This is a genomic window from Variovorax sp. GrIS 2.14 (assembly GCF_046115955.1).
Lineage (GTDB): Bacteria > Pseudomonadota > Gammaproteobacteria > Burkholderiales > Burkholderiaceae_C > Variovorax.
In genome coordinates, this window is record NZ_JBJXIA010000014.1 from 124,857 (window position 1) to 146,796 (window position 21,940).

A 21,940-nucleotide genomic window follows, 5' to 3' on the forward strand; every position below is an offset into this window, starting at 1 on the left:
GCATGCGCCGATTGTGCCGTTGGCGCGCGCCCGTTCTTGGCGGGGACAACGCGCCTTCAGCGCGGCCAGGCGAGCCGTCGAAATTCGGCGCGCAGCCTGCGCAATGTGGCGGCTGCTTCCGAAGATGCCCGTGCATACCGTTGCGCTTCCAGCTTCAGCAGCCAGTCGTGCACTGCCTGCCCAGCAGAGCCGAAACGGGCGGTCGTCCGCAGCGCCATCTCCCGCGGTGGCGTCGCATCAGGAACATCGAGTCCGGCACGCTGCAATCGGTTGCGCGCCTGCCTGAGCAACCGGAGCCACGGATCGTGACTACGCCGTTCCCATAACGTCCACCCCGCGCCGATCAGGCTGGCGCCGATCAGCAGGTAAAGCAGTGCGTACGCCAGGTCTTCGAGGCTCGGCGCGTCGAAGCCGATGTTCTTCAGCAGGTTCAACTGCCGGCTCTGCGTGTAGTTGAGCACCCACTGGTTCCAGCCGTTGTTGAGGGCCTCCCACGTCGCGCGCATGTCGATCGCGAAGGTCGGAGCCATCGCGCTGATCGCACCTGCAAACAGACCGGGTGTTGGCGCCAGTCGCTGCAACCGCCCGACGCGGCCCGGCGACACCGCACCGGTCGGGTCGACGCGCTGCCAGCCGATGCCTTCTTGCCAGACTTCGGCCCACGCATGGGCGTCGCTGTTGCGCAGGACCCAGTAGTCGTCGATGGTGTTGAACTCCCCGCCCTGGTAGCCGGTGACGATGCGCGCCGGAACGCCGAGCGCCCGCATCAGGATGACGAAAGACGAGGCGATGTGCTCGCAAAAGCCTTCCTTGCGGTCGAACCAGAACTCGTCGGCCGTTTCATTGCCGTAGATGCCGGGGTCGAGCGTGTAGGTGTAGCCACCGGTGCGCAATCGTTCGAGCACTGCACGCACGAAGGCGGACGTGTCGGCGCCGGCCAGTGCGGGGTCGCTGTGCATCTGCGCGGCCAGCGCGACGGTGCGTGGGTTCGAGCCGCTCGGCAGCGCCTGGTAAGCCTGCAAAGAAGCGGTGCGTCGCACCGGACCGCTGGAGAATTGCGTGTAGCTTTCTGCGCGGTATCGCACGAGGTCGTTCAACGCGCGGTTGGCGAACCACTGCAGGTCGGACGTGCCCGTCACCTCGATACCGGCTGGCACCCGTGGTGCGCTCGCCGCGGCATCCAGCGTCAGCAGCCAGGGCCGATTGCTGGCTTCGAGCGTGACCTCGTAGCGCACGGGCGCGCCTTGCACACGCAGGTTGGGTTGCAGCGCGCCGCGCGCCCACGGCGGCAGGGCGGTCCATTCGCGGCCATCGAACTGCGCCAGCACCGGTCCGCGAAAGTACATGTCGCGCTGCGCGGGCACGGCGCCGTCGAACTTGATGCGCGCCGCGATGGTGTCGTCGAGCGCCAGTTGCGCGATGGTGCCGACGCGCATGGTGTTGGACAGGCCGCTGCGTCCCGCCATCGCATCGCCGGGCGTGCCCCATAACGGCGCCAGTCGCGGGAACAGCAGGAACAACGCCAGCATGATCGGCGCACCGGCCAGCGCCATCCAGCCGGCGGTCTTGGCGGCCTGCGTCAACGGCGGACGACCGACCGGCATGTGCGCATTGACCAGCGCCGTCAGCAGGCCGAGCAGCGCGACGAGCATCGTCACCGCGGTCATCAGCGACTGCGAATAGAAGAAGTTGGTGAGCATCGCGAAGAAGCTCAAGAAGAAGATGACGAAGGCATCGCGTTGTGCGCGCAGCTCCAGCGTCTTGAGCGCCAGCAGCACGACGACCAGCGTGACGCCGGCATCGCGACCGAGCAACGTGCGATGCGTGGCGAAGGTGGCGATCAGCGTGACCGCGAGCAGGGCAGCGCGCCACCAGCGGCCGGGCAGCGGCCGTGCCTGCACGGCCAGCGTGCCGCGCCACAGCAGCACGGCGGCGGTGAGGCCGGTGCACCACCACGGCAGATTGCCGATTTGCGGCAGCACCACGATGCCGATGACCACGAGCAAAAACAACGTGTCCCGGGCGTCGCGCGGCAGGACGGCGAGTCGCTTCAGCATGTCGCCAGCACCTCCAGGCAAGCGCGGCGGTGCGCTTCCCCTTGCGATGGCTTGAGCGTGCGGCCGGCCACGCGCAGGCCGTAGTCGACGCCGAGCCGATCGGCCATCGACACCCAGGCGCACAGGCGCGACAGGCAGGCTTCGAGATCGGGCAGTCCTGTGGCTTGCGCATCGAGCCACAGCTCTTCGCGCTGGGCCTGTTGCGCGTCGCGGCTCACCAGGTCTTCCGACCCGGCAGCTTGGGCTTTGGCCGCCTTCTTCCAGACCACCAGCTTGAGCGGATCGCCACGCCGGTATGCGCGCACGCCGTCGTATTCGCCCGCGCCTTGCGAGCGCAGCAGTGCGGCCGAAGCGGCCTGGCCGGACAATGGCTCGCCGGGCGGCAGCGGCGGCGGATGCAACTCCGGCGCCGGGTACACCAGCATTTGCGCGGCGGGGCGCCAGACGGTCCAGACGCGAAAGGTGCCGAGCGGAAAGCGCGTTTCTGCAGTCAGCGGCGGCACCGGATGCAAACCGCGCGTTTCCGGCTGGAAGGCGATCTCGACGGTCGCGCTGCCTTCGGCAGGCACATCGGTCCAGGCCCACTGCCCGCTGCCGCGCACCGCCATGCCAATGCCGTAGCGCACCGAACGTCGCGCGTTGTGCAGCACCACGCGAAACACCGCAGCCGCCCTGGCGTACTGCGCTTCGGGTGCGATGAGGTGCATTGACAGTCCGCGCAGCGTAGCGTGACAGACGTGCATTCCGACCGCAACACTGCCGGCCAGCAAGAAGGTCAGCAGGTAGCCAAGGTTGAGCTGGTAATTGATGGAGGCGATCAGCAGCACCAGTAGCGTCGCGCCGAGCATCCAGCCGGCGCGCGTCGGCACGATGTAGACGTTGCGCTGCGTCAGCTCGAGCGTGTCCGACGGCGGGCGGCGCGACAGGAACCAGCCGTCGATGCGCGCTCTGGCGAACGCGAGCGGATTCACGGCAGCGGCACGGCCGCGATCATCGCGCGCACCTGTTCGACGGAGCCGCGACCGGCATCGCCGACCGGCGTCAGCCGATGCGCGATCGTTTGCGGCAACACCGCCTGCACGTCGTCCGGCGCCACATAGTCGCGATTGGCCAGCAGCGCCTGCGCCTTGGCCGCGCGCAGCACCGCGATGCCGGCGCGCGGCGACAGGCCTTGCAAGAACCAGCGGCCATTACGGGTTGCAGCGATCAGGTCCTGCACGTAGTTGAGCAGAGCATCGGCCGCATGCACCTGCTGCACCTTTTGCTGGAGTGCGGTGAGTTCGCCCGGTGTGAGCAACGCCGGCAAGCCGCTGAGCATCTCGCGGCGGTCGGCACCGGCCAGCAACAGCCGCTCGGCCGCGCGATCCGGATAGCCGAGCGAGATCCGCATGAGAAAGCGGTCGAGTTGCGACTCGGGCAAGGCGAACGTGCCGAGCTGGTCGTGCGGGTTCTGCGTGGCGATGACGAAGAAGGGCGTTGGCAAAGGGCGCGTTTCGCCTTCCACCGTCACCTGCTTTTCTTCCATCGCTTCGAGCAGCGCGCTCTGGGTCTTGGGGCTGGCGCGGTTGATCTCGTCGGCCAGCAGCACCTGCGCGAAGATCGGCCCGGGATGGAACACGAAGGCCTGCTGCGTGCGGTCGTAGATCGCCACGCCTGAGAGGTCGACCGGCATCAGGTCTGCGGTGAACTGCACGCGTGAAAAATGCAGCCCGAAGGTGTGCGACAGGGCGTGGGCCAGGGTGGTCTTGCCCACGCCCGGCACGTCCTCGATCAGCAGGTGCCCGCCTGCCAAAAGGCACGCCACGCAGTCCTTGACCTGGGCCTCTTTGCCCACAATCACCGTGTTAAGCTGACTCAGAAGACTGGCGAGCTTCGCGGCAACGTCCATTTTTGTATCCATATGCAAACAATACCGTAAGGTCCAACAGCCCTGTGCTGAACGAGGCTTCGGCGGGCGACAGAGACATGGGAAAAACCGGTTACTTCATTCATCGCGACTTCTGGAAGCACGAGATGGGCCGGGGTCATCCCGAATGCCCCGAGCGGCTCGACGCCATCGAAGACCGGCTCCTCGCCACTGGCGTTGCCGATGCGCTCGAACGTTGCGAAGTCCCGCTGGCCACGCTGCCGCAAATCACCCGGGCGCACAGCGTCGCGCACCTCGAACATCTTGAAGAGTTGAGTCAGCGGCTGATAGCCGATGCGCCCGCAGGCGGCCCGGATCACACGCCGATCGACCCTGACACATCGCTCAACAAGTTCACCGTGCTGGCCGCGCGACGTGCTGCCGGTGCGGTCATCGCGGCGACCGACGCGGTGATGGCCGGTGAGCTCGAAAACGCTTTTTGCGCCGTGCGGCCGCCGGGTCATCACGCCTGCCACGACAAGGCGATGGGCTTCTGCTTCTTGAACAACGTCGCGATTGCCGCGCGCCACGCGATCGAGGTGCACGGCCTGAAGCGCGTCGCCATCGTCGACTTCGACGTGCACCACGGCAATGGCACGGAAGACATCCTGTCGAACGATCCGCACGTGCTGATGGTCGGCATCTTTCAGCACCCTTTCTACCCGTTCAGCGGCGCCGAGCATCCGGCCGCCAACATGCTCAACCTGCCGGTGCCCGCCTACACCAAGGGCATGGATGTGCGCGAGCTGATAGAGATGATGTGGATTCCGCGGCTTGAAGAATTCCAGCCCGAGATGATCTTCATCAGTGCCGGTTTCGATGCGCACCGCGAAGACGATCTCGGCCAGCTGGGCCTGAACGAAAACGACTTTGCCTGGATCACCGGACGGGTGCGCGATATCGCCAAGCGCTATTCCAAGGGCCGCATCGTGTCGATGCTCGAAGGCGGCTACAGCCTCGACGCGCTGGCCCGCAGCGTTGAAGCGCACGTGCGGGTTTTGGCTGACCTGTGACCGCGGACTTGTGACCAGCGCGTGAAGATGGGGTCGATGGATTTCAGCCAGTTCTCCGAGCGCCTGTCGCAGGTCGATCCGCGCAGCGTCGCGATCGAAGTGGCCGTGCTGGTCGGATGCGTCGCGCTGGCATGGATCGTGTGCCGCTGGTTCGGCCGCGACCAGCCCAAGGATTCGATCTGGTTCGGCGAGCGTCTCTGGGACGGGTTGCTGTTCCCGCTGCTGGCTCTGCTCTTCTGTGATCTGGCACGGCGCGGTGCGGCGAGCTTTCTGCCGGTGGTCGTGCTTCGCATCGCCGTGCCGGTGTTCCTGTCGCTCGTCGCCATTCGGCTTTTCGCGCGGGTGCTGCGGGCCGTGTTCCCGACGTCGGCGCTGGTGCGGCTGGCCGAGCGAACCATCTCGTGGATCGCCTGGATCGCAGCGGTGCTGTGGATCGTCGGGCTGCTGCCGCCGGTGCTGGCCGAACTCGATGCAATCTCGCTGGACTTCGGCAAAACGCACGTCAGCGTGCGGACAATTCTGGAAGGCATCTTCTGGGCCGGCGTGGTGATGGTGATCGCACTGTGGATCGCCGCCACGATCGAAAAACGCATCCTGCGCGAGGCGGTATCCGATCTGTCGATGCGCAAAGTGGCATCGAACGCGGTGCGCGCTGCGCTGCTGCTGGTCGGTCTGCTGTTCGCGTTGTCGGCGGTCGGGGTCGACCTTACTGCGCTGTCGGTGCTGGGTGGTGCGGTCGGCGTCGGCTTGGGCTTCGGCTTGCAGAAGCTCGCAGCCAATTACGTGAGTGGTTTCGTCATCCTGCTGGAGCGCTCGATCCGCATCGGCGACAACGTCAAAGTCGACGGTTTCGAAGGCCGGATCACCGACATCAAGACGCGCTACACACTGGTTCGTGCTGGCAATGGTCGCGAGTCGATCGTGCCGAACGAAACGCTCATCACCAGCCGGGTCGAGAACCTGTCGATCGCCGACATGAAGTTCAACATCACGACCAACATCGTGGTGGGCTACGACAGCGATGTGGCGCAAGTGCAGAGCATCCTGTGCGACTCTGCCAAGGCGCAGGCGCGGGTTTTGAGCGACCCGGTGCCTGTTGCTTACCTGGTCGCCTTCGCGCCGGACGGGCTGGAGTTCAGTCTCAACTTCTGGGTCGCCGATCCGGAGAAAGGCAAGGACAACGTGCGCTCCGCCATCAACATCGCGATGCTCGAAGGTCTGCGCGTTGCGCATATCGACATTCCCTTTCCGCAGCGCGTGGTGCGCGTCGAATCTTTGCCGACCGCGCCATCGGCAGGTGCTTTGCCCGAACGCGGCACTCGCCTATAATCACATAAAAGCACGATCGTTCGTTTTTGTGTCCTGCCCACCTGCACGGTGGGGTCGGGTGATCGATATGAACAGTCCACGCAGAGGTCGCCGCCTAGAATGTTTGGCTGCCCTGCGGCACACCGGTTTCGTAAATCCAATGGAGTCAAACCAATGAAGGTTCTGGTACCCGTCAAACGCGTCGTCGACTACAACGTCAAGGTCCGCGTCAAATCCGACGGCAGCGGCGTGGACATCGCCAACGTCAAGATGAGCATGAACCCCTTCGACGAGATCGCCGTCGAAGAAGCGGTCCGCCTCAAGGAAAAAGGCATCGTCACCGAAGTCATCGCCGTGTCCTGCGGTGACGTCAAGTGCCAGGAAACCCTGCGCACCGCCATGGCCATCGGCGCCGACCGTGCCATCCTGGTCGAGACCACCGCCGAACTGCAGCCCCTGGCGATCGCCAAGCTCCTCAAAGCCCTGGTCGACAAGGAGCAGCCGCACCTCATCATCCTGGGCAAGCAGGCCATCGACGACGATGCCAACCAGACCGGCCAGATGCTGGCCGCGCTGGCCGACCTGCCGCAGGCCACCTTCGCCTCCAAGGTCGATCTGGCAGCCGACAAAGTCACCGTCTCGCGTGAAATCGACGGCGGCATGGAGACCCTCACCCTGAACCTGCCGGCCGTCATCACGACAGACCTGCGCTTGAACGAGCCGCGCTACGTCACCCTGCCCAACATCATGAAGGCCAAGAAGAAGACGCTCGACGTCTTCAAGCCCGAAGACCTGGGTGTCGACGTCACCCCCCGCCTGAAGACCCTGAAGGTCTCGGAGCCGCCCAAGCGCGGTGCCGGCATCAAGGTGGCCGACGTGGCCGCCCTGGTCGACAAACTGAAGAACGAAGCGAAGGTGATCTGAACATGACCGCATTAGTTATTGCCGAACACGACCACGCCACCATCAAGCCGGCGACCCTGAACACCGTCACCGCGGCCATTGCCTGCGGTGGCGAGGTGCACATCCTGGTGGCGGGCGCCAACGCCGCCGAAGCTGGCAAAGCCGCCGCCCAGATCGTGGGCGTCGCTAAAGTCATCGTGGCCGACAGCGCCAGCCTGGCCGAGAACCTGGCCGAGAACGTTGCAGCGCAGGTGCTGGCGATCGCCGGCAATTACAGCCACATCCTGTTCCCGTCGACCGCCAACGGCAAGAACGTGGCGCCGCGCGTCGCCGCCAAGCTGGATGTCGCCCAGATCAGCGACATCACCAAGGTCGATGCGCCGGACACCTTCGAGCGGCCGATTTATGCGGGCAATGCGATCGCCACCGTGCAGTCGAGCGACAAGACCATCGTCATCACCGTGCGCACCACCGGCTTCGATGCCGCAGCCGTGACCGGTGGCAGTGCCACCATCGAAACCGCCGAAGGCGTGGCCGACAGCGGCAAGAGCGCCTTCGTCGGCCGGGAAGTGACCAAGAGCGAACGCCCCGAGCTGACGGCCGCCAAGATCATCGTCTCCGGGGGCCGGGCCCTGGGCAGTGCCGAGAAGTTCCAGGAGATCATGGCACCGCTGGCGGACAAGCTCAATGCAGGCCTGGGAGCCAGCCGGGCTGCCGTGGATGCAGGCTACGCCCCGAACGACTGGCAAGTGGGCCAGACCGGCAAGATCGTGGCGCCGCAGTTGTACATCGCCGCAGGCATCTCGGGGGCCATTCAGCACTTGGCCGGCATGAAGGACTCCAAGGTGATCGTGGCGATCAACAAGGACGAAGAGGCGCCGATCTTCTCGGTGGCCGACTACGGGCTGGTTGCCGACCTGTTCGTGGCTGTGCCTGAATTGGTCAAGGCGCTTTGAGTTTGCGCAACGTCGGGTAAGTCATTCAAGGGCATCGTTCGCGATGCCCTTCCTGTATCTGGAGACAAAGACATGAGCTACATCGCACCGATCAAGGACATGTTGTTCGACATCGAACATCTGGCCGACATCGCAGAAATCGCAGAAATGCCCGGCTTCGAAGACGCCGGCCTGGAGACGGCGCAGGCCGTGCTCGAAGAATGCGCCCGGTTCAACCAGGACGTGATCGCGCCGCTGAACGTGGCGGGCGACCGCAATCCGTCGTCGTTCAAGGACGGCGTCGTCACGACCACGCCGGGCTTCAAGGAAGCCTTTGCGCAGTACGCGGCTGGCGGCTGGCAGGGCCTGCAGCATCCGCTCGCCTTTGGCGGTCAGGGCTTGCCGAAAACCATCGGCGCAGCCTGCGGCGAGATGCTGAACTCCGCCAATATGAGCTTCGCGCTGTGCCCACTGCTCTCCGATGGCGCGACCGAAGCACTGCTGACCGCCGGCTCCGAAGCGCTGAATGCGATCTATCTGGAAAAGCTGATCAGCGGGCAGTGGACCGGCACCATGAACCTGACCGAGCCGCAGGCCGGCAGCGATCTGGCGATGGTGCGCAGCCGGGCCGAGCCGCAACCCGACGGCACGTACAAGGTCTTCGGCACCAAAATCTACATTACGTACGGCGAGCACGACATGGCCGAGAACATCGTCCACCTCGTGCTGGCACGCGTGGTCGGTGCGCCCGAAGGCGTGAAGGGCATCAGCCTCTTCGTCGTGCCGAAGTTCATGGTGAACAAAGACGGGTCGCTGGGTGACCGCAACGACGTGCACTGCGTCAGCATCGAACACAAGCTCGGCATCAAGGCCAGCCCGACCGCCGTGCTCCAGTACGGCGATCACGGCGGCGCTGTCGGCTACATCGTCGGCCAGGAGAACCGAGGCCTCGAGTACATGTTCATCATGATGAACTCGGCCCGCTACGCCGTCGGCATGCAGGGCATCGCCATCGCCGAGCGCGCCTATCAGCACGCGGTGGCCTACGCCAAAGACCGCGTGCAAAGTCGACCAGTCGATGGCTCGATGAACGCCAGCGCGCCGATCATTCATCATCCCGACGTCAAGCGCATGCTGATGACGATGCGTGCGTACACCGAAGGGTGCCGTGCGATGGCCAGCGTGGCCGCGGCCGCCTACGACGCTGCGCATCACCATCCCGATGCGGACACGCGCAAGCAGAACACCGCTTTCTACGAATTCCTGGTGCCGCTGGTCAAGGGCTACAGCACCGAGATGAGCCTGGAAGTGACCTCGCTCGGCGTGCAGGTGCACGGCGGCATGGGCTTCATCGAGGAGACGGGCGCGGCCCAGTACTACCGCGACGCCAAGATCCTGACGATCTACGAAGGCACGACCGCCATCCAGGCGAACGACCTGGTCGGCCGCAAGACGGCGCGCGATGGCGGCCAGACAGCCAGGGCCATCGCCGCACAAATCGAGAAGACCGAAGCTGACCTCGCCAAGCGCGACAGCGCCGATGGCGCCGCCGTCTTGAAGCGCCTGAAGGCTGCGCGCGAAGCCTTTGTCGAAGTCGTCGGCTTCGTGGCGACCAATACCAAGGCATCGCCTAACGCGGTGTTTTCGGGCAGCGTGCCGTACCTGATGCTGGCCGGCAACCTGATGGCGGGCTGGCAACTGGCGCGCTCGCTCATCGCGGCCGAAGACCTGATGAAGGCCGGCACCGACGTGGCATTCATGAAGGCCAAGATCGCTACTGCGCGCTTCTATGCAGAGCACATCCTGAACAAGGTGCCTGCGGTACGCGACAGCATCGTCGACGGCGCCGACAGCGTGACCGCGCTGGCGCTCGAGTCCTTCTGACTCTCGACTTTTGAACCCGACTTTCCGACCCTGATTCAATAACTTCAAAAAGACAACAGACCATGTCGAAACTGCCACCTGTGCTCGCGAACCTGCCGCTGCCCATCATCGGCTCGCCGCTTTTCATCATCAGCACACCGAAGCTCGTCATCGCGCAGTGCAAGGCAGGCGTGGTCGGTTCGATGCCGGCGCTGAACGCGCGTCCGGCGGCGCAACTCGAAGAGTGGTTGATCGAAATCACCGAGAAACTCGCGGCCTACAACAAGGCCAATCCGGACAAGCCGGCCGCACCTTTCGCCATCAACCAGATCGTCCACAAGAGCAACGACCGGCTCGATCACGACATGGAAATGGTCGTGAAGTACAAGGTGCCGATCGTCATCACCTCGCTCGGCGCGCGCACCGATGTCAACGAAGCCATCCACAGCTACGGCGGTGTCGTGCTGCACGACATCATCAACAACAAGTTCGCGAAGAAGGCGATCGAGAAGGGCGCAGACGGCATCATCGCGGTGGCCGCAGGTGCCGGTGGCCATGCGGGCGTCAAGAGCCCGTTCGCGCTCATCCAGGAAATCCGCCAGTGGTTCGACGGCCCTATCGCGTTGTCGGGTTCCATTGCCACCGGCGGCGCGGTGCTCGCGGCGCAAGCCATGGGCGCCGATTTCGCCTACATCGGCACCGCCTTCATCGCGACCGAAGAAGCGCGTGCCAGCGACGAATACAAGCAGGCGATCGTCGACGGCAGCTCCGACGACATCGTCTATTCGAACCTCTTCACCGGCGTGCATGGCAACTACCTGGCGCCGAGCATCGTGGCCGCCGGCATGGACCCGGCCAACCTGCCCGAAGGCGATGTCACGACGATGAACTTCGCGTCCGGCGATGGCAGTAAAGCCAAAGCGTGGAAAGACATCTGGGGTTCGGGTCAGGGCATCGGTGCCGTGACGGAGGTCGGCACGGCCGCCATGTTCGTCGAAAAGCTCAAGCGCGAATATGCCGAGGCAAGGGCCCGCCTGTCGCTCTGACATGCCGGACCTGGTGGACGTGTCGACGGTGGAGGACCGCGCGGCGCGCATTCCGCTGCTCGACGCTGTCAAGGGACTGGCGTGCCTGGTCATTGTCGGCCATCACCTGGCGCGCTACGGGCCGATGTCCGAAGTCGCGTTTCCGTTGGCGCCTGCGCTCATCCACTGGTTGTCTACCGATGGGCGCCTGGCCGTACAGGTGTTCCTGGTCATTGCCGGTTTTCTGACTGCTGGCAGCATGGCCCCGGCAGGGCAGCTGAACGCCGGCAGGCCGCTGGAACGTATTGCGCGGCGGTACCTGCGGCTGATCATTCCGTACCTCGCAGCGCTCATCGTCAGCGTGGTCGTGGCCGCGATCGCAAGGCCCTTGCTACACGACGACGCGGTTCCGGGTGCACCTAACTTGATGCAGCTGCTGGCGCATGGATTGCTGTTGCAGGACCTGCTGGGCTACGACGCTTTGTCGGCCGGTGTGTGGTACGTGGCGATCGACTTCCAGTTGTTCGCGCTGTCGCTGGCCGCGGTTGGCTTGGCGGCATGGGTCGAGCGGCACTGGCGTCGCGGCATCGGAGACGCGCAGGACATTGGCGACATGAGCAACATATCCGACAGCGTCGCGCGTTCGTTGCGTGCGCATTGGGTCGCCGTGGTGATCGTGTTCGGCCTCGCCACCAGTTCCCTCGTTTATTTCAATCTGCACGCTGAACTCGACGCGACGGCGCTTTACTTTTTCGGCGCTTATGGTTTGGGGATGTTGACGTTCTGGATCGGTTGCGCCGACCGGTCCGACAAACACGGCAGTCCGGCAGCATGGCGTGCCGGCTTTCTCCTGTTGGTGTTGCTCGGCGTATCGGCATTGGCGTTCGAGTGGCGCAGCCGCATCGCCATTGCGCTCGCGACGGCGGTCGCGATAGCGGGAGCGCAGCGTTTGCATTGGCTGAAGTCGTCTGCATGTCCGGCGTGGGCACGGCCGCTCGCACAACTCGGACGCATGTCGTACTCCCTGTTCCTGATTCACTTTCCGGTGATCCTGCTGGTCAGCGCGGTGGTCAGCCATTGGGCGCCAGCCGCCCCCTGGATCGACGCGGCGGGCATGGTCGCGGCCATCGCACTCTCGCTGGCGGCAGCGTGGGTTCTCTATCGCCGCATCGAGTTGCGCCCCGCGAGCTGGCGCGCCGTGCTCGCGCTGTTCGCCGGGCTGCTGGTCTGCGGCTTCCTCGTTTCGCTCTGAGCCGGGCGCGCCGCCGGCACCGTCGGTGTCCACACGCAGCGCTGGCCGATCTCCGGTCCTTTTCTTGACACAGATCAATTCGGCCTTCTAGGCACGGTTGCGTCTCGCAGGCGCAGCGGGCAACCTCACGGCACGGACTGGCGGCATCGACGAGCGCCGGCCATGTTGTGCAACCTTCAGCGATTGCTGAAACTAAAAAGAACATGAAGAAGATGGGATCTGCCTCGGCTGCGCCGACTCCCGCCGCCCCGGCGCCATCGCTGCGATTCTTCGCGGCGACCGGCGTGGGCGGTGTGTTGCAGGCGGCGGCGGCGTTGCTCTGGTTGCCTCAGGCGGCGTTGCTGGCCGGGGCGGTTCAGCGGCTGTCGCAAACGATCGGCCATCGAGGCGATACCGATGTCGCAGGTATCGCGATCGCAGCGCATTCCGGGTCATGGGCCCAGCCGTTGTCTCCTGTGCTTTGGCCGGCGCTCGGCATTTTCGCGCTCGGCCTGCTGCGCGCGCTGCTGGACGCGTGGGGCACGCGCGAGCTCTTCGGCAAAGCGCGCGCCCATCTGTCGACTTTGCGTGCACGGGCCGCGGCGGCGTTAGCGAGCGGCTCACCGCTCGACCGCCATCGGCCCGCCTCCGGTGCCGCCGCCAGCGTGATCGCCGAGCAGGCCGAAGCGCTCATGCCGTATCTCGTGCGCTATCAGCCGGTGCGTCTGCGCGTCACGCTCGTGCCGTTGGTGATTCTTCTCGTGGTCGCGAGCCTCTCTTGGGTCGCCGCGCTGGTGTTGCTCGTTGCGGCGCCATTGATCCCCGTGTTCATGGCACTCGTCGGCTGGCGCGCCCGCGCCGCCAGCGAGGCGCAGATGGTCGATATGGGCAGCATGAACGCCTTCCTGCTCGACCGGCTGCGCGGCCTTGCCACGCTGCGTGCGCTCGGCGCTGTCGACCTCACGGCCGAGCGGCTCGGCGACGCCGCGCAATCGCTGCGCCGCCGCACGATGTCCGTGCTGCGCATCGCGTTCCTGTCGTCGGCGGTGCTCGAACTCTTCTCGGCGCTCGGCGTCGCGATGGTCGCGGCCTACGTTGGGTTCCACTTGCTGGGCACACTCCATTTCGGCACATGGGGCAGGCCACTCGGCTTGGGGCAAGGCCTCTTCGTGCTGCTGCTGGCGCCAGCGTTTTTCGAGCCGCTGCGTGAGCTTTCGGCCGTTTGGCACGACCGTGCTGCCGGCGAGGCGGCGTTGCAGGCGCTCACGGCGTTGGGTAACGACACCGTGCGGTTGCCCGGCGCCGTCGTATCCATGAGCGCTCTCACAGCCGATCCTGCGCCGGTCCGGGCGATCCATGCAGTGACCGCGGCCAATGCAGCTTCCAGCACCACGAGCGTCAACGGCAAGGCATCGTCACCGCATTCCGCGCCGTCTGTCGTCGTACGCGATTTGCGCTTCACGCACGCCGGCGAGGCGACACTTTTCTCCGGCATCAATCTGCGGGTCGCGCCGGGCGAACACGTCGCCTTGATGGGCGAGAGCGGTGCCGGCAAGACGGCGCTGTTGTCGTTGCTGGCTGGCCTGCTGCCGGCCGACAGCGGCGATATCGTCATCGGCGGCACTGTGCTGACAGACCGCAGCGTCGGCGCGCTGCGCCAGCGTATCGGCTGGATGGGCCAGCGGCCGCATGTGTTCGCGGGCTCCGTGCAAAGCAATGTGGGCCTCGGTCGCATCGGCGTGGATGCAGCGTGCATCGAAACCGCGCTCGACTTCGCGGACCTCGCCGATGTGGCGCAAGCCCGATTGGGTGTTGCGCTGGGCGAGGGCGGCGGTGGACTTTCGGGTGGTGAGGCGGTGCGGCTGGCGCTGGCGCGTGTCGTGGTGAACGCGGGCGTCGATCTGCTGCTCGTCGATGAGCCGACAGCCCACCTCGACACCGAAACCGCGCTGCGCGTGACCGATGCGCTGATGGCGCTGGCGCGCGGCAAGACTCTGATCGTTGCGACGCATGACCCGGTGCTGGCCGCGCGGCTGGATCGGGTGGTCAGCCTGGGTGCAGCCGACACTTTTGAAGTGCGCGAAGTCGTGAGGGAAGCCGCATGAGCACCGCCCGCACGGATCGCGTCAGTCTGATCCTGCGCCCCTTTCTTGCCACCCAACCCCGCGCATTGCTGGTCGGCGCTCTGCTTGCTGCAATCACCGTGCTTACCGGCATGGCGCTGCTCGGCCTTTCCGGCTGGTTCATCACCGCGACGGCGCTGGCCGGTGCCAACGTCGCGACCGCGTTCATGTTCGACGTCTTCATGCCTTCGGCCGGCATCCGCTTGCTGGCGGTCGGCCGCACGGCCTCGCGCTACGGCGAGCGACTGGTCACGCACGACGCGACCTTCGCCGTGCTGGCGGCGTTGCGCGTGCAGCTGTTCCGCGGCTGGGCGCGTGCCGGTGCCGCGCGCGAGTTGCTGATGCGCCCATCGCGTGTGCTGTTCAGGCTGACCTCGGACATCGACGCGCTCGAGTCTTTGTATTTGCGGCTCGTCGTGCCCGCGATCGCGGCATTGGGCGCTGCGGTGCTGGCCGGCGTCGTCCTCGGCTTCATGCACATTGGCCTGGGCATCGCGCTGGCGGTATGGCTCGTCGCAAGTGGTTGGGGCATCGCCTTCGTCGTGGCGCGTCTTGCACGCCGCCCATCGGTGCAACGTGCGCATGCGATCGAAGTGCTGCGTGCACGCGCCGTCGATCTTGTCGCCGGGCAGAGCGACCTCATCATGGCCGGCCGCATCGACACGCAGAAGGCAGTGCTCGCCGACGCTGACCGACGCCTGGCCGCCGCCGACCTTGCGTTGAACAGGCTCGAAGCCAATGCCGGCGCGGCCTACGGCATGGCCGGCACGATCAGCCTGGTCACGGTCTTGCTGGCGGTCGGCGCATTGGTCGGCGAAGGCCGCATCGGTGCACCTGCGGCAGCACTCGCGCTGCTGGTCGCGCTCACTGCGGTCGAGCCTTTTTCTGCGATGCGGCGCGGTGCGCTGGATGCCGGTCGCACCTGGCTGGCCGTGCGGCGGCTTGCACCGCGCATTGCACTGGACGATGTGCAGCCAGCGCGGTTCTCTTCGGACTCGATCGCGCCTATCGGTGCCGAGTTGTCCGCCGCCGCCGCCGCCGCCTCGCTGACGAGCGGCATCGCATTGCGCCTCCACGAAATCACCGCTGCGCATTCCAGGGCCGGCTCGGCCGTCTTGCACGGCGTGTCGCTGCGCATCGACGTCGGCGAGCGCGTTGCGTTGATCGGCCCCAGCGGCGCCGGCAAGTCCACGCTGCTCGCCATCGCGGCCGGCGAGTTGACGCCACGCTCCGGCACCGTTGCGACGCTGCCTGCCTGCCTGCTCACGCAACGCACTGAACTGTTCCAGGACAGCCTGCGCGACAACCTGCGCCTCGCTGATTCTTCAGCCGACGACGCTCGCCTCTGGCGCGCGCTCGAAGCGGCAGGCCTCGCACACGACATTCGCACCGCCGCTGCAGGCCTGGACACGCGACTCGGCGAAGGCGGTCTCGGCCTGTCGGGTGGCCAGTCGCGCCGGCTCGCGCTCGCGCGGCTGTTGCTTCGCCCCACGGACTTCTGGCTGCTCGACGAGCCGACCGAAGCGCTCGATACAGACATCGCACGAGACGTGCTGCTGCGCCTTGCGCAACACGCCGGACTGCGCACCGTACTCATCGCCACGCACCTGCGCCGCGAGGCCTTGCTGGCCGATCGACTGGTCCGCATGGAAGCCGGCCACATCGTCGCCGACCTGCGTCGCGGCACCCCCGGTTTCGAAGCTGCGCTGCGTGCGCTGCGCCCAGATTGAAGAAGAAAGAGAAAAGGAAACCCCATGGACTTCGACATCGTTGCACTGTCCCGATTGCAGTTCGCCGCCACGGCGCTTTATCACTTCCTGTTCGTGCCCCTCACGCTCGGGCTGTCGATCATCCTGGCCATCATGGAGACCGTCTACGTGATGACGGGCCGCGTGATCTGGCGCGACATGACCAAGTTCTGGGGCGTGCTGTTCGGCATCAACTTCGCGATGGGCGTTGCCACCGGAGTGGTGATGGAGTTTCAGTTCGGCATGAACTGGAGCTACTACAGCCACTATGTCGGCGACATCTTCGGCGCGCCATTGGCCATCGAAGGGCTGATGGCTTTCTTCCTCGAAGCGACCTTCGTCGGTCTGTTCTTCTTTGGCTGGGACAAGCTCTCCAAAGTCGGCCATCTGACGACAACCTGGGCCGTCGCCATCGGCTCCAACTTCTCGGCGTTGTGGATTTTGATCGCCAACGGCTGGATGCAGAACCCGGTCGGCGCAGCCTTCAATCCGCAGACGATGCGGATGGAAGTGGTCGACTTCTTCGCGGTGCTGACCAACCCGGTGGCGCAAGCCAAGTTCGTGCACACGGTGTCGGCCGGCTACATCTGCGCGTCGGTCTTCGTGCTCGGCGTCTCGGCGTGGTACCTGCTCAAAGGGCGCCACATCGAACTGGCCAAGCGCTCGATGACGGTGGCTGCGTCCTTCGGTCTGGCGGCGGCGCTGTCGGTCGTCGTGCTGGGTGATGAGAGCGGCTACCTGTCGAGCGAGCACCAGAAGATGAAGCTGGCCGCCATCGAAGGCATGTGGGAAACCAAGCCTGCGCCGGCTGCCTTCACTGTCTTCGGCTTCCCCGACCAAGCCGCCCGCGAGACGCACTACGCGCTGCACATCCCGGCAGTGATGGGACTCATCGGCACCCGCTCGCTCGACACGGTGATCCCGGGCATCGACGAACTCGTGAAGCGCGCCGAGGTCCGCATCCGCGAAGGCATCAAAGCCTACGACGCGCTGCAGCAGATTCGCGCGGCTGGCAGCACGCAGACCGTGTCGCAAGGCGTGCGCGACACCTTCGAGAACAACGCGCCCGAACTCGGCTACGCCTTGCTCTTGAAGCGCTACGTCGACGACCCGAGGCAAGCGACCGACGAGCAGATTTCCAAGGCCGCATGGGACACCGTGCCGCAGGTGCTGCCGTTGTTCTGGCTATTCCGCATCATGGTCGGCATCGGTATGTTGCTGATCGCGTTGACTGCGGCGTTCTTCGTGCTGTCGGCGCGCCGCAGGCTCGACGACCACCGCTGGTTGCTTAAGGTTGCCGTGTGGTCGATCCCGCTGCCCTGGATCGCCATCGAGGCCGGCTGGCTCGTGGCCGAATTCGGGCGCCAACCGTGGGTCATCGAAGGCGTCTTGCCGACGGCGGTCGCAGTGTCGGACCTCGGCGTGAAGACCTTGCTGCTCACCATCTTCGGATTCATCGCGCTGTACACGGTGCTGCTCGTCATCGAGGTCAAGTTGATGCTCAAGGCGATCCGCAAGGGACCCGAGCACGAGCACGCGCCCGACGTCGGCGAATCGCATCAGCGCATCGTTCCGGCCGCGCATCTTCCCCTTGCCACAGCGGAGTAAAAAATGACGCTTACCCAACTCATCGACTACGACACGCTGCGCCTGATCTGGTGGGCGCTCATCGGCGTACTGCTCGTCGGCTTTGCCGTCACGGACGGCTTCGACCTCGGCACCGGCATGTTGCTGCCCTTCGTCGGGCGCAACGACCTGGAGCGCCGCGTCGTCATCAACAGCGTCGGCCCGGTGTGGGAGGGCAATCAGGTGTGGTTGATCCTCGGCGGGGGCGCGATTTTCGCAGCCTGGCCGCAGCTCTACGCGGTGTCGTTCTCGGGCTTCTACCTGGCGATGTTCGTGATTCTTTCGGCGCTGATCCTGCGGCCGGTGGCTTTCAAATTTCGCAGCAAGCGCGAAGAGCCGGCGTGGCGCGCGCGGTGGGACTGGGTGCTGTTCTTCAGCGGCACCGTGCCTGCGCTGATCTTCGGCGTGGCAATCGGCAATGTGCTGCAAGGCGTGCCGTTCCGATTCTCCGACGACATGCACATCCTGTACGACGGCACCTTCTTCGGCCTGCTGAATCCGTTCGCTTTGCTTTGCGGTCTGGTGTCGGTGGCGATGCTCGTGACGCACGGTGCTGCGTGGCTCACGCTCAAGACCTCGGGCGCCGTGTCGGAACGTGCGCGCGTGTACGGCATGGTGGCGGCGCTGGCGACCATCGCGCTCTATGCGCTGGCCGGCATCCTGCTGGCATCGTTCATCGGTGGCTACCGCATCACCAGCGTGGTCGATACGGTCGGGCCATCGAACCCGATGTTGAAGACGGCGGAGTTGCACGCGGCCGCATGGCTCGTCAACTACACCGCGCATCCGTGGACCATGCTCGCGCCGCTGGCCGGCTTCATCGGTGCGGCCGGTGCGTTGGTCGGACTGGCGTTGCGCCGACCGGCGCTCGCACTGCTGACCGCCGCGCTCGCCATCGCCGGCATCATCGCCAGCGTGGGAGCATCGATGTTCCCGTTCATCCTGCCGTCCTCGATCGACCCGCGCGCCAGCCTCACCGTGTGGGATTCGTCATCGAGCCACATGACGCTTTTCATCATGCTGGTCGTGACCTGCATCTTCATTCCTATCATCGTGGCGTACACGACCTGGGTCTATCACGTGCTCTGGGGCAAGGTCGACGAAGTCGCGATCCGCCAAGAGACCGGCCACGCCTACTGACCCGAGCGAGGAACAAACGATGTGGTACTTCTCCTGGATCCTCGGACTGCCGCTGGCGGCCGCCTTTGCCGTGCTCAATGCCATGTGGTACGAGCTGATGGACGACGACGCGATTCGGCGTGAAAAGCTCGATACGCCGGAGCCTTCGCACAATCAGGAACGGCTTTAGGCGCAGCCGAGGGCGGTGGGTGGCGTGGGGCGGGGCCGAGGGCGGTGGGTGGCCCCTTCCGCTCATGTCCCCCGGCCTTCGGCCTCCTCCTTTACTTCGCTGCAAGGGCCACCCACCGCCCTCGGCCTAGGAAGCGTCGTGCCGTTCAACGGCGCGAGCACGGGTTTGTTGAGGAGCCTTGGCGGGATGGTCGTGTCTTTTGCATTGCAACGTGTGGCATTCTTCAGTTGGCCGCTTTCGGGCCAATTTCAGACCTTCGCCAGCACGCACCATTTGTAAGCGGACGACGTGCTCCGTTCCCTGACGTCCTTGCTCGACATGAACGATTGCCGAACCGTCGGAAACTCAATGCGTCATCTGATGGCCGCGCCAGCCATACCGGGCGTGGCCTTGGCCACGGTCGAAGGCGGAAAGGTGAATGTCACGCCAGTGGGCGTGGCCGAGCTTGGCGTCGAGCGGCCAGTCGTCGAAACGACGGTTTTCGACGTCGCCTCGTTGAGCAAGCCCGTCGCCGCTTACATTGCGCTTCAACTCGTAGATGGCGGAACTTTCGACCTCGACGAACCCCTGTCCAGAATGGTCCAGAAAGGCGTTCCCCCACAACTCGCGTCGTCACCCATCACAGCCCGCCATGTCTTGACGCACACCTCAGGCTTGCCGAACCTTCGGGGCGACGAGCCGCTGCGGACCTACTTTCCGCCAGGAAGTTGGTTCAGCTACTCCAGCGTCGGCTTTACCTTTCTTCAAATGGCACTCGAGGCCGCCTCAACCGAGCCGTTGGAGGCGCTTGCACATCGCCTGGTTTTCGACCCGCTGGGGATGCAATCGTCCAGCTTTCAATGGCGTGACTGCTTCAGCAAGGACTTTGCCGTGCCTCATGAAGGCGACAAGCGGCTTGAAAAGCATCGCCCAACTGCCGCTAATGCCTCCTATTCTCTACAGACGACAGCTGGCGACTACGCGAAGTTCATGCTCGCTGTTCTCAGTGGCTCGTCGTTAAGTGAGATGACACGCCAAAGATGGTTGACGCCCGCGGTGATGGTGCCGCGAGGGGACGCCATCCATCTAATGGACAGTCAACCCGAGACTGAACGAGACATCGGCTGGGGTCTCGGGTGGGGAATTGAAGCAACTGACGGCACATTTTTCCAGTGGGGAAAAATGGACGGCATCAGGGCCTTCGCAATGGGCAATCCAACAACTCAGTCAGCCGTCGTCCTGCTGACCAACAGCAACCGCGGCCTTCGCTTGATGGATGCGGCGGCGGAAGCTACCCTGCCTGGCCAACACCCCGCCTTCAAGTGGCTGCGAGCGTGTGTCACAGAGTGAACACGCTCAACTGCCGCCTACGGGCCAAGAGCGGACCACCAAGACTACGGTCCAGTTTTTCATCACGCTAAAGTTGCGCGTCACTTCCTAGAGAGACTTTGATGGGCGTGTCCGCATGCGTTTATTGCAACTGCCTTGAAAAAGGGCTGCTCACTTCTCAACCGAAGGCAGAGTGGAATGTGTATGTCGACTCCGACGGTTCAAGAAGTACCCAAGCTATTGACCTTGAAGCCGAACTGGAATTTGATCGATGGAACGAATCAGCCTGTGGGCATGAATTCGGCGTCTATGCGAGAGCGTCGATAGGCAATGTTTCCTTGGCCGGGATGCTTCGAAAAATGCTAAGCGCGAAGGAAATAGGCAAGATCTACCCCGTCTTGTTGGGACACGTGCTGTACAACGGCACGCATGGTGGCGATTCGGTACCGATGGAGCTGATGCCGCAGCTGCAGGCGGAGGTTTTTCAGCTTGCGGGAGTTCGCTGCGACGAGCAAAGTGTGGAGGCGTTTTTGAGAGGCTTTGAGCAAACGATGCAGGCCCTCTGTGTGGACGCGAAAGCGCTCGGTAGGCCGATCTGCTTCTGACCGGGTGCTATCGACCTTGCATCGCGGCTTGCGGCCAGAAGCGGTCATTCTCCTGCCCATCGCGTGGGCCGCATAAGGGCGTTTGAGATCAAAAAGATGCAGTTCGGGGAAATCACAAACTTCGCAATCGAAGCCATGTCGGAGCCCGGTCTGGTTGCGCCGTCTGCGGTATGGGGTCGTCTGAGAATTTGGTGCCAAGGAGTGGCGCTCGGCGACTTTTCTGAAGCGCGCTGTGAATCGCCCCGGTTTTTGAGGAGGCTCAACACTCTGAGAGGATTGAGCCATGAACAAGTCGAACAAGTTCTCACCCGAGGTCCGTGAGCGGGCCGTGAGGATGGTGCAGGAGCACCGTGGGGAGTACCCGTCTCTCTGGGCAGCAGTCGAGTCCATCGCACCGAAGATCGGCTGCGTGCCGCAGACGCTGCTCGAATGGGTTAAACGTGTCGAGGTCGATGGCGGCGTGCGCGAAGGCATCACGACCAGCCAAGCGCAGCGGGTCAAGGACCTGGAACGCGAGGTCAAGGAGCTGCGCCGGGCCAACGAGATCCTGAAGCTGGCCAGTGCGTTTTTCGCCCAGGCGGAGCTCGACCGCCGACTAAAGTTCTGAAGAGTTTCATCGACGAGCATCGTCATGCCTACGGGGTCGAGCCGATCTGCAAAGTGCTGCAGATCGCCCCGTCAGGTTATTGGCGGCAGGCGGCGCTGGCGCGTGAGCCGCACAGACGCTGCGCCAGAGCACATCGCGACGATGTCCTCATGCCGGCGATACAACGCGTCTGGCAAGCCAACATGCGGGTCTACGGCGCCGACAAGGTCTGGAGGCAATTGGCACGCGAGGGCACGGTCGTGGCGCGATGCACCGTCGAGCGGTTGATGCGCCGGCTTGGGTTGCGCGGTGTGATGCGCGGCAAGGTCGTGCGCACGACGATGAGTGACAGCAAAGCGGCATGTCCGCTGGACAGGGTCAACCGGAAGTTCTG

Annotated in this window: 17 protein-coding genes, 1 pseudogene and 1 other annotated feature; of the genes and pseudogenes, 15 read left to right on the forward strand and 3 right to left on the reverse strand. The window is 64.7% G+C overall.

The annotated features are described in order from the left end of the window. Positions 1 to 56 precede the first annotated feature (56 nt). The 3 genes from RCH10_RS20675 to RCH10_RS20685 are packed head-to-tail and all read right to left on the reverse strand — an operon-like array spanning position 57 to position 3,945. Entirely contained in the window at positions 57 to 2,057 is a 2,001-nt protein-coding gene (locus RCH10_RS20675; RefSeq protein ID WP_409053832.1) for a transglutaminaseTgpA domain-containing protein, read from the reverse strand. Further along, the gene (locus RCH10_RS20680; RefSeq protein WP_409053833.1) at positions 2,051 to 3,028 is read right to left on the reverse strand and encodes a DUF58 domain-containing protein; all 978 of its coding nucleotides are present in this window, start codon (positions 3,026 to 3,028) and stop codon (positions 2,051 to 2,053) included. Before RCH10_RS20680 ends, RCH10_RS20675 begins: the two co-directional genes overlap by 7 nt. Next, positions 3,025 to 3,945 carry an AAA family ATPase gene (locus tag RCH10_RS20685; protein ID WP_409053834.1) on the reverse strand — a complete coding sequence of 307 codons (921 nt, stop codon included), beginning with the start codon at positions 3,943 to 3,945 and terminating at the stop codon, positions 3,025 to 3,027. The genes RCH10_RS20680 and RCH10_RS20685 overlap by 4 nt, the downstream gene beginning before the upstream one ends. Before the next feature lie 77 nt (positions 3,946 to 4,022). On the opposite strand from RCH10_RS20685, the gene RCH10_RS20690 reads away from it, so the two are divergent. From RCH10_RS20690 to RCH10_RS20760, 15 genes and pseudogenes are all read left to right on the forward strand, one after another. Next, on the forward strand, positions 4,023 to 4,976 hold the full coding sequence (locus tag RCH10_RS20690) for a histone deacetylase family protein (RefSeq protein WP_409053835.1): 954 nt from the start codon (positions 4,023 to 4,025) through the stop codon (positions 4,974 to 4,976). A 36-nt stretch (positions 4,977 to 5,012) separates the two neighbouring features. Further along, the gene (locus RCH10_RS20695; protein ID WP_409053836.1) at positions 5,013 to 6,305 is read left to right on the forward strand and encodes a mechanosensitive ion channel family protein; all 1,293 of its coding nucleotides are present in this window, start codon (positions 5,013 to 5,015) and stop codon (positions 6,303 to 6,305) included. A gap of 153 nt (positions 6,306 to 6,458) precedes the next feature. After that, complete coding sequence (locus RCH10_RS20700) at positions 6,459 to 7,208, forward strand: electron transfer flavoprotein subunit beta/FixA family protein (protein WP_323499083.1); 750 nt, start codon at positions 6,459 to 6,461, stop codon at positions 7,206 to 7,208. A 2-nt stretch (positions 7,209 to 7,210) separates the two neighbouring features. Next, positions 7,211 to 8,143 (forward strand): electron transfer flavoprotein subunit alpha/FixB family protein, encoded by a 933-nt coding sequence (locus tag RCH10_RS20705; RefSeq protein ID WP_409053837.1) that lies wholly within the window; start codon positions 7,211 to 7,213, stop codon positions 8,141 to 8,143. Positions 8,144 to 8,215: 72 nt separating this feature from the next. Next, a complete protein-coding gene (locus RCH10_RS20710) occupies positions 8,216 to 10,006 on the forward strand; it encodes an acyl-CoA dehydrogenase (RefSeq protein ID WP_409053838.1) in 1,791 nt (596 codons plus the stop codon). A 62-nt stretch (positions 10,007 to 10,068) separates the two neighbouring features. Continuing rightward, positions 10,069 to 11,031: an NAD(P)H-dependent flavin oxidoreductase gene (locus RCH10_RS20715; protein WP_409053839.1), complete on the forward strand. Its 963-nt coding sequence runs from the start codon at positions 10,069 to 10,071 to the stop codon at positions 11,029 to 11,031. A 1-nt stretch (position 11,032) separates the two neighbouring features. Beyond that, positions 11,033 to 12,262 carry an acyltransferase family protein gene (locus tag RCH10_RS20720; protein WP_409053840.1) on the forward strand — a complete coding sequence of 410 codons (1,230 nt, stop codon included), beginning with the start codon at positions 11,033 to 11,035 and terminating at the stop codon, positions 12,260 to 12,262. A gap of 203 nt (positions 12,263 to 12,465) precedes the next feature. Further along, a complete protein-coding gene (gene cydD / locus RCH10_RS20725; RefSeq protein ID WP_409053841.1) occupies positions 12,466 to 14,346 on the forward strand; it encodes a thiol reductant ABC exporter subunit CydD in 1,881 nt (626 codons plus the stop codon). After that, the gene (locus RCH10_RS20730; RefSeq protein WP_409053842.1) at positions 14,343 to 16,094 is read left to right on the forward strand and encodes an amino acid ABC transporter ATP-binding/permease protein; all 1,752 of its coding nucleotides are present in this window, start codon (positions 14,343 to 14,345) and stop codon (positions 16,092 to 16,094) included. The genes cydD and RCH10_RS20730 overlap by 4 nt, the downstream gene beginning before the upstream one ends. A 24-nt stretch (positions 16,095 to 16,118) precedes the next feature. Continuing rightward, positions 16,119 to 17,720, forward strand: a complete 1,602-nt coding sequence (locus RCH10_RS20735) for a cytochrome ubiquinol oxidase subunit I (protein WP_409053843.1) — start codon at positions 16,119 to 16,121, stop codon at positions 17,718 to 17,720. A gap of 3 nt (positions 17,721 to 17,723) precedes the next feature. Then, on the forward strand, positions 17,724 to 18,878 hold the full coding sequence (cydB, locus tag RCH10_RS20740) for a cytochrome d ubiquinol oxidase subunit II (protein ID WP_409053844.1): 1,155 nt from the start codon (positions 17,724 to 17,726) through the stop codon (positions 18,876 to 18,878). Positions 18,879 to 18,897: 19 nt separating this feature from the next. Further along, positions 18,898 to 19,047, forward strand: a complete 150-nt coding sequence (cydX, locus tag RCH10_RS20745) for a cytochrome bd-I oxidase subunit CydX (RefSeq protein WP_323499094.1) — start codon at positions 18,898 to 18,900, stop codon at positions 19,045 to 19,047. 318 nt (positions 19,048 to 19,365) lie between these two features. Continuing rightward, positions 19,366 to 20,376: a serine hydrolase domain-containing protein gene (locus RCH10_RS20750; protein ID WP_409053851.1), complete on the forward strand. Its 1,011-nt coding sequence runs from the start codon at positions 19,366 to 19,368 to the stop codon at positions 20,374 to 20,376. Between the two features lie 101 nt (positions 20,377 to 20,477). Beyond that, entirely contained in the window at positions 20,478 to 20,960 is a 483-nt protein-coding gene (locus tag RCH10_RS20755) for a hypothetical protein (RefSeq protein ID WP_409053845.1), read from the forward strand. A 283-nt stretch (positions 20,961 to 21,243) separates the two neighbouring features. Then, positions 21,244 to 21,940, forward strand: a pseudogene (locus RCH10_RS20760) (IS3 family transposase); the annotation flags it as partial. Then, positions 21,522 to 21,638, forward strand: a sequence feature (AL1L pseudoknot). (Overlaps the previous pseudogene by 117 nt.)

Coding starts and splice junctions, on each gene's coding strand:
- RCH10_RS20695 (WP_409053836.1), top strand. CDS start 5,013: ATGGATTTCAGCCAGTTCTCCGAGCGCCTGTCGCAGGTCGATCCGCGC.
- RCH10_RS20675 (WP_409053832.1), bottom strand. CDS start 2,057: ATGCTGAAGCGACTCGCCGTCCTGCCGCGCGACGCCCGGGACACGTTG.
- RCH10_RS20715 (WP_409053839.1), top strand. CDS start 10,069: ATGTCGAAACTGCCACCTGTGCTCGCGAACCTGCCGCTGCCCATCATC.
- RCH10_RS20750 (WP_409053851.1), top strand. CDS start 19,366: ATGAACGATTGCCGAACCGTCGGAAACTCAATGCGTCATCTGATGGCC.
- RCH10_RS20685 (WP_409053834.1), bottom strand. CDS start 3,945: ATGGACGTTGCCGCGAAGCTCGCCAGTCTTCTGAGTCAGCTTAACACG.
- RCH10_RS20735 (WP_409053843.1), top strand. CDS start 16,119: ATGGACTTCGACATCGTTGCACTGTCCCGATTGCAGTTCGCCGCCACG.
- RCH10_RS20730 (WP_409053842.1), top strand. CDS start 14,343: ATGAGCACCGCCCGCACGGATCGCGTCAGTCTGATCCTGCGCCCCTTT.
- cydX (WP_323499094.1), top strand. CDS start 18,898: ATGTGGTACTTCTCCTGGATCCTCGGACTGCCGCTGGCGGCCGCCTTT.
- RCH10_RS20700 (WP_323499083.1), top strand. CDS start 6,459: ATGAAGGTTCTGGTACCCGTCAAACGCGTCGTCGACTACAACGTCAAG.
- cydB (WP_409053844.1), top strand. CDS start 17,724: ATGACGCTTACCCAACTCATCGACTACGACACGCTGCGCCTGATCTGG.
- cydD (WP_409053841.1), top strand. CDS start 12,466: ATGAAGAAGATGGGATCTGCCTCGGCTGCGCCGACTCCCGCCGCCCCG.
- RCH10_RS20690 (WP_409053835.1), top strand. CDS start 4,023: ATGGGAAAAACCGGTTACTTCATTCATCGCGACTTCTGGAAGCACGAG.
- RCH10_RS20705 (WP_409053837.1), top strand. CDS start 7,211: ATGACCGCATTAGTTATTGCCGAACACGACCACGCCACCATCAAGCCG.
- RCH10_RS20720 (WP_409053840.1), top strand. CDS start 11,033: ATGCCGGACCTGGTGGACGTGTCGACGGTGGAGGACCGCGCGGCGCGC.
- RCH10_RS20710 (WP_409053838.1), top strand. CDS start 8,216: ATGAGCTACATCGCACCGATCAAGGACATGTTGTTCGACATCGAACAT.
- RCH10_RS20755 (WP_409053845.1), top strand. CDS start 20,478: ATGGGCGTGTCCGCATGCGTTTATTGCAACTGCCTTGAAAAAGGGCTG.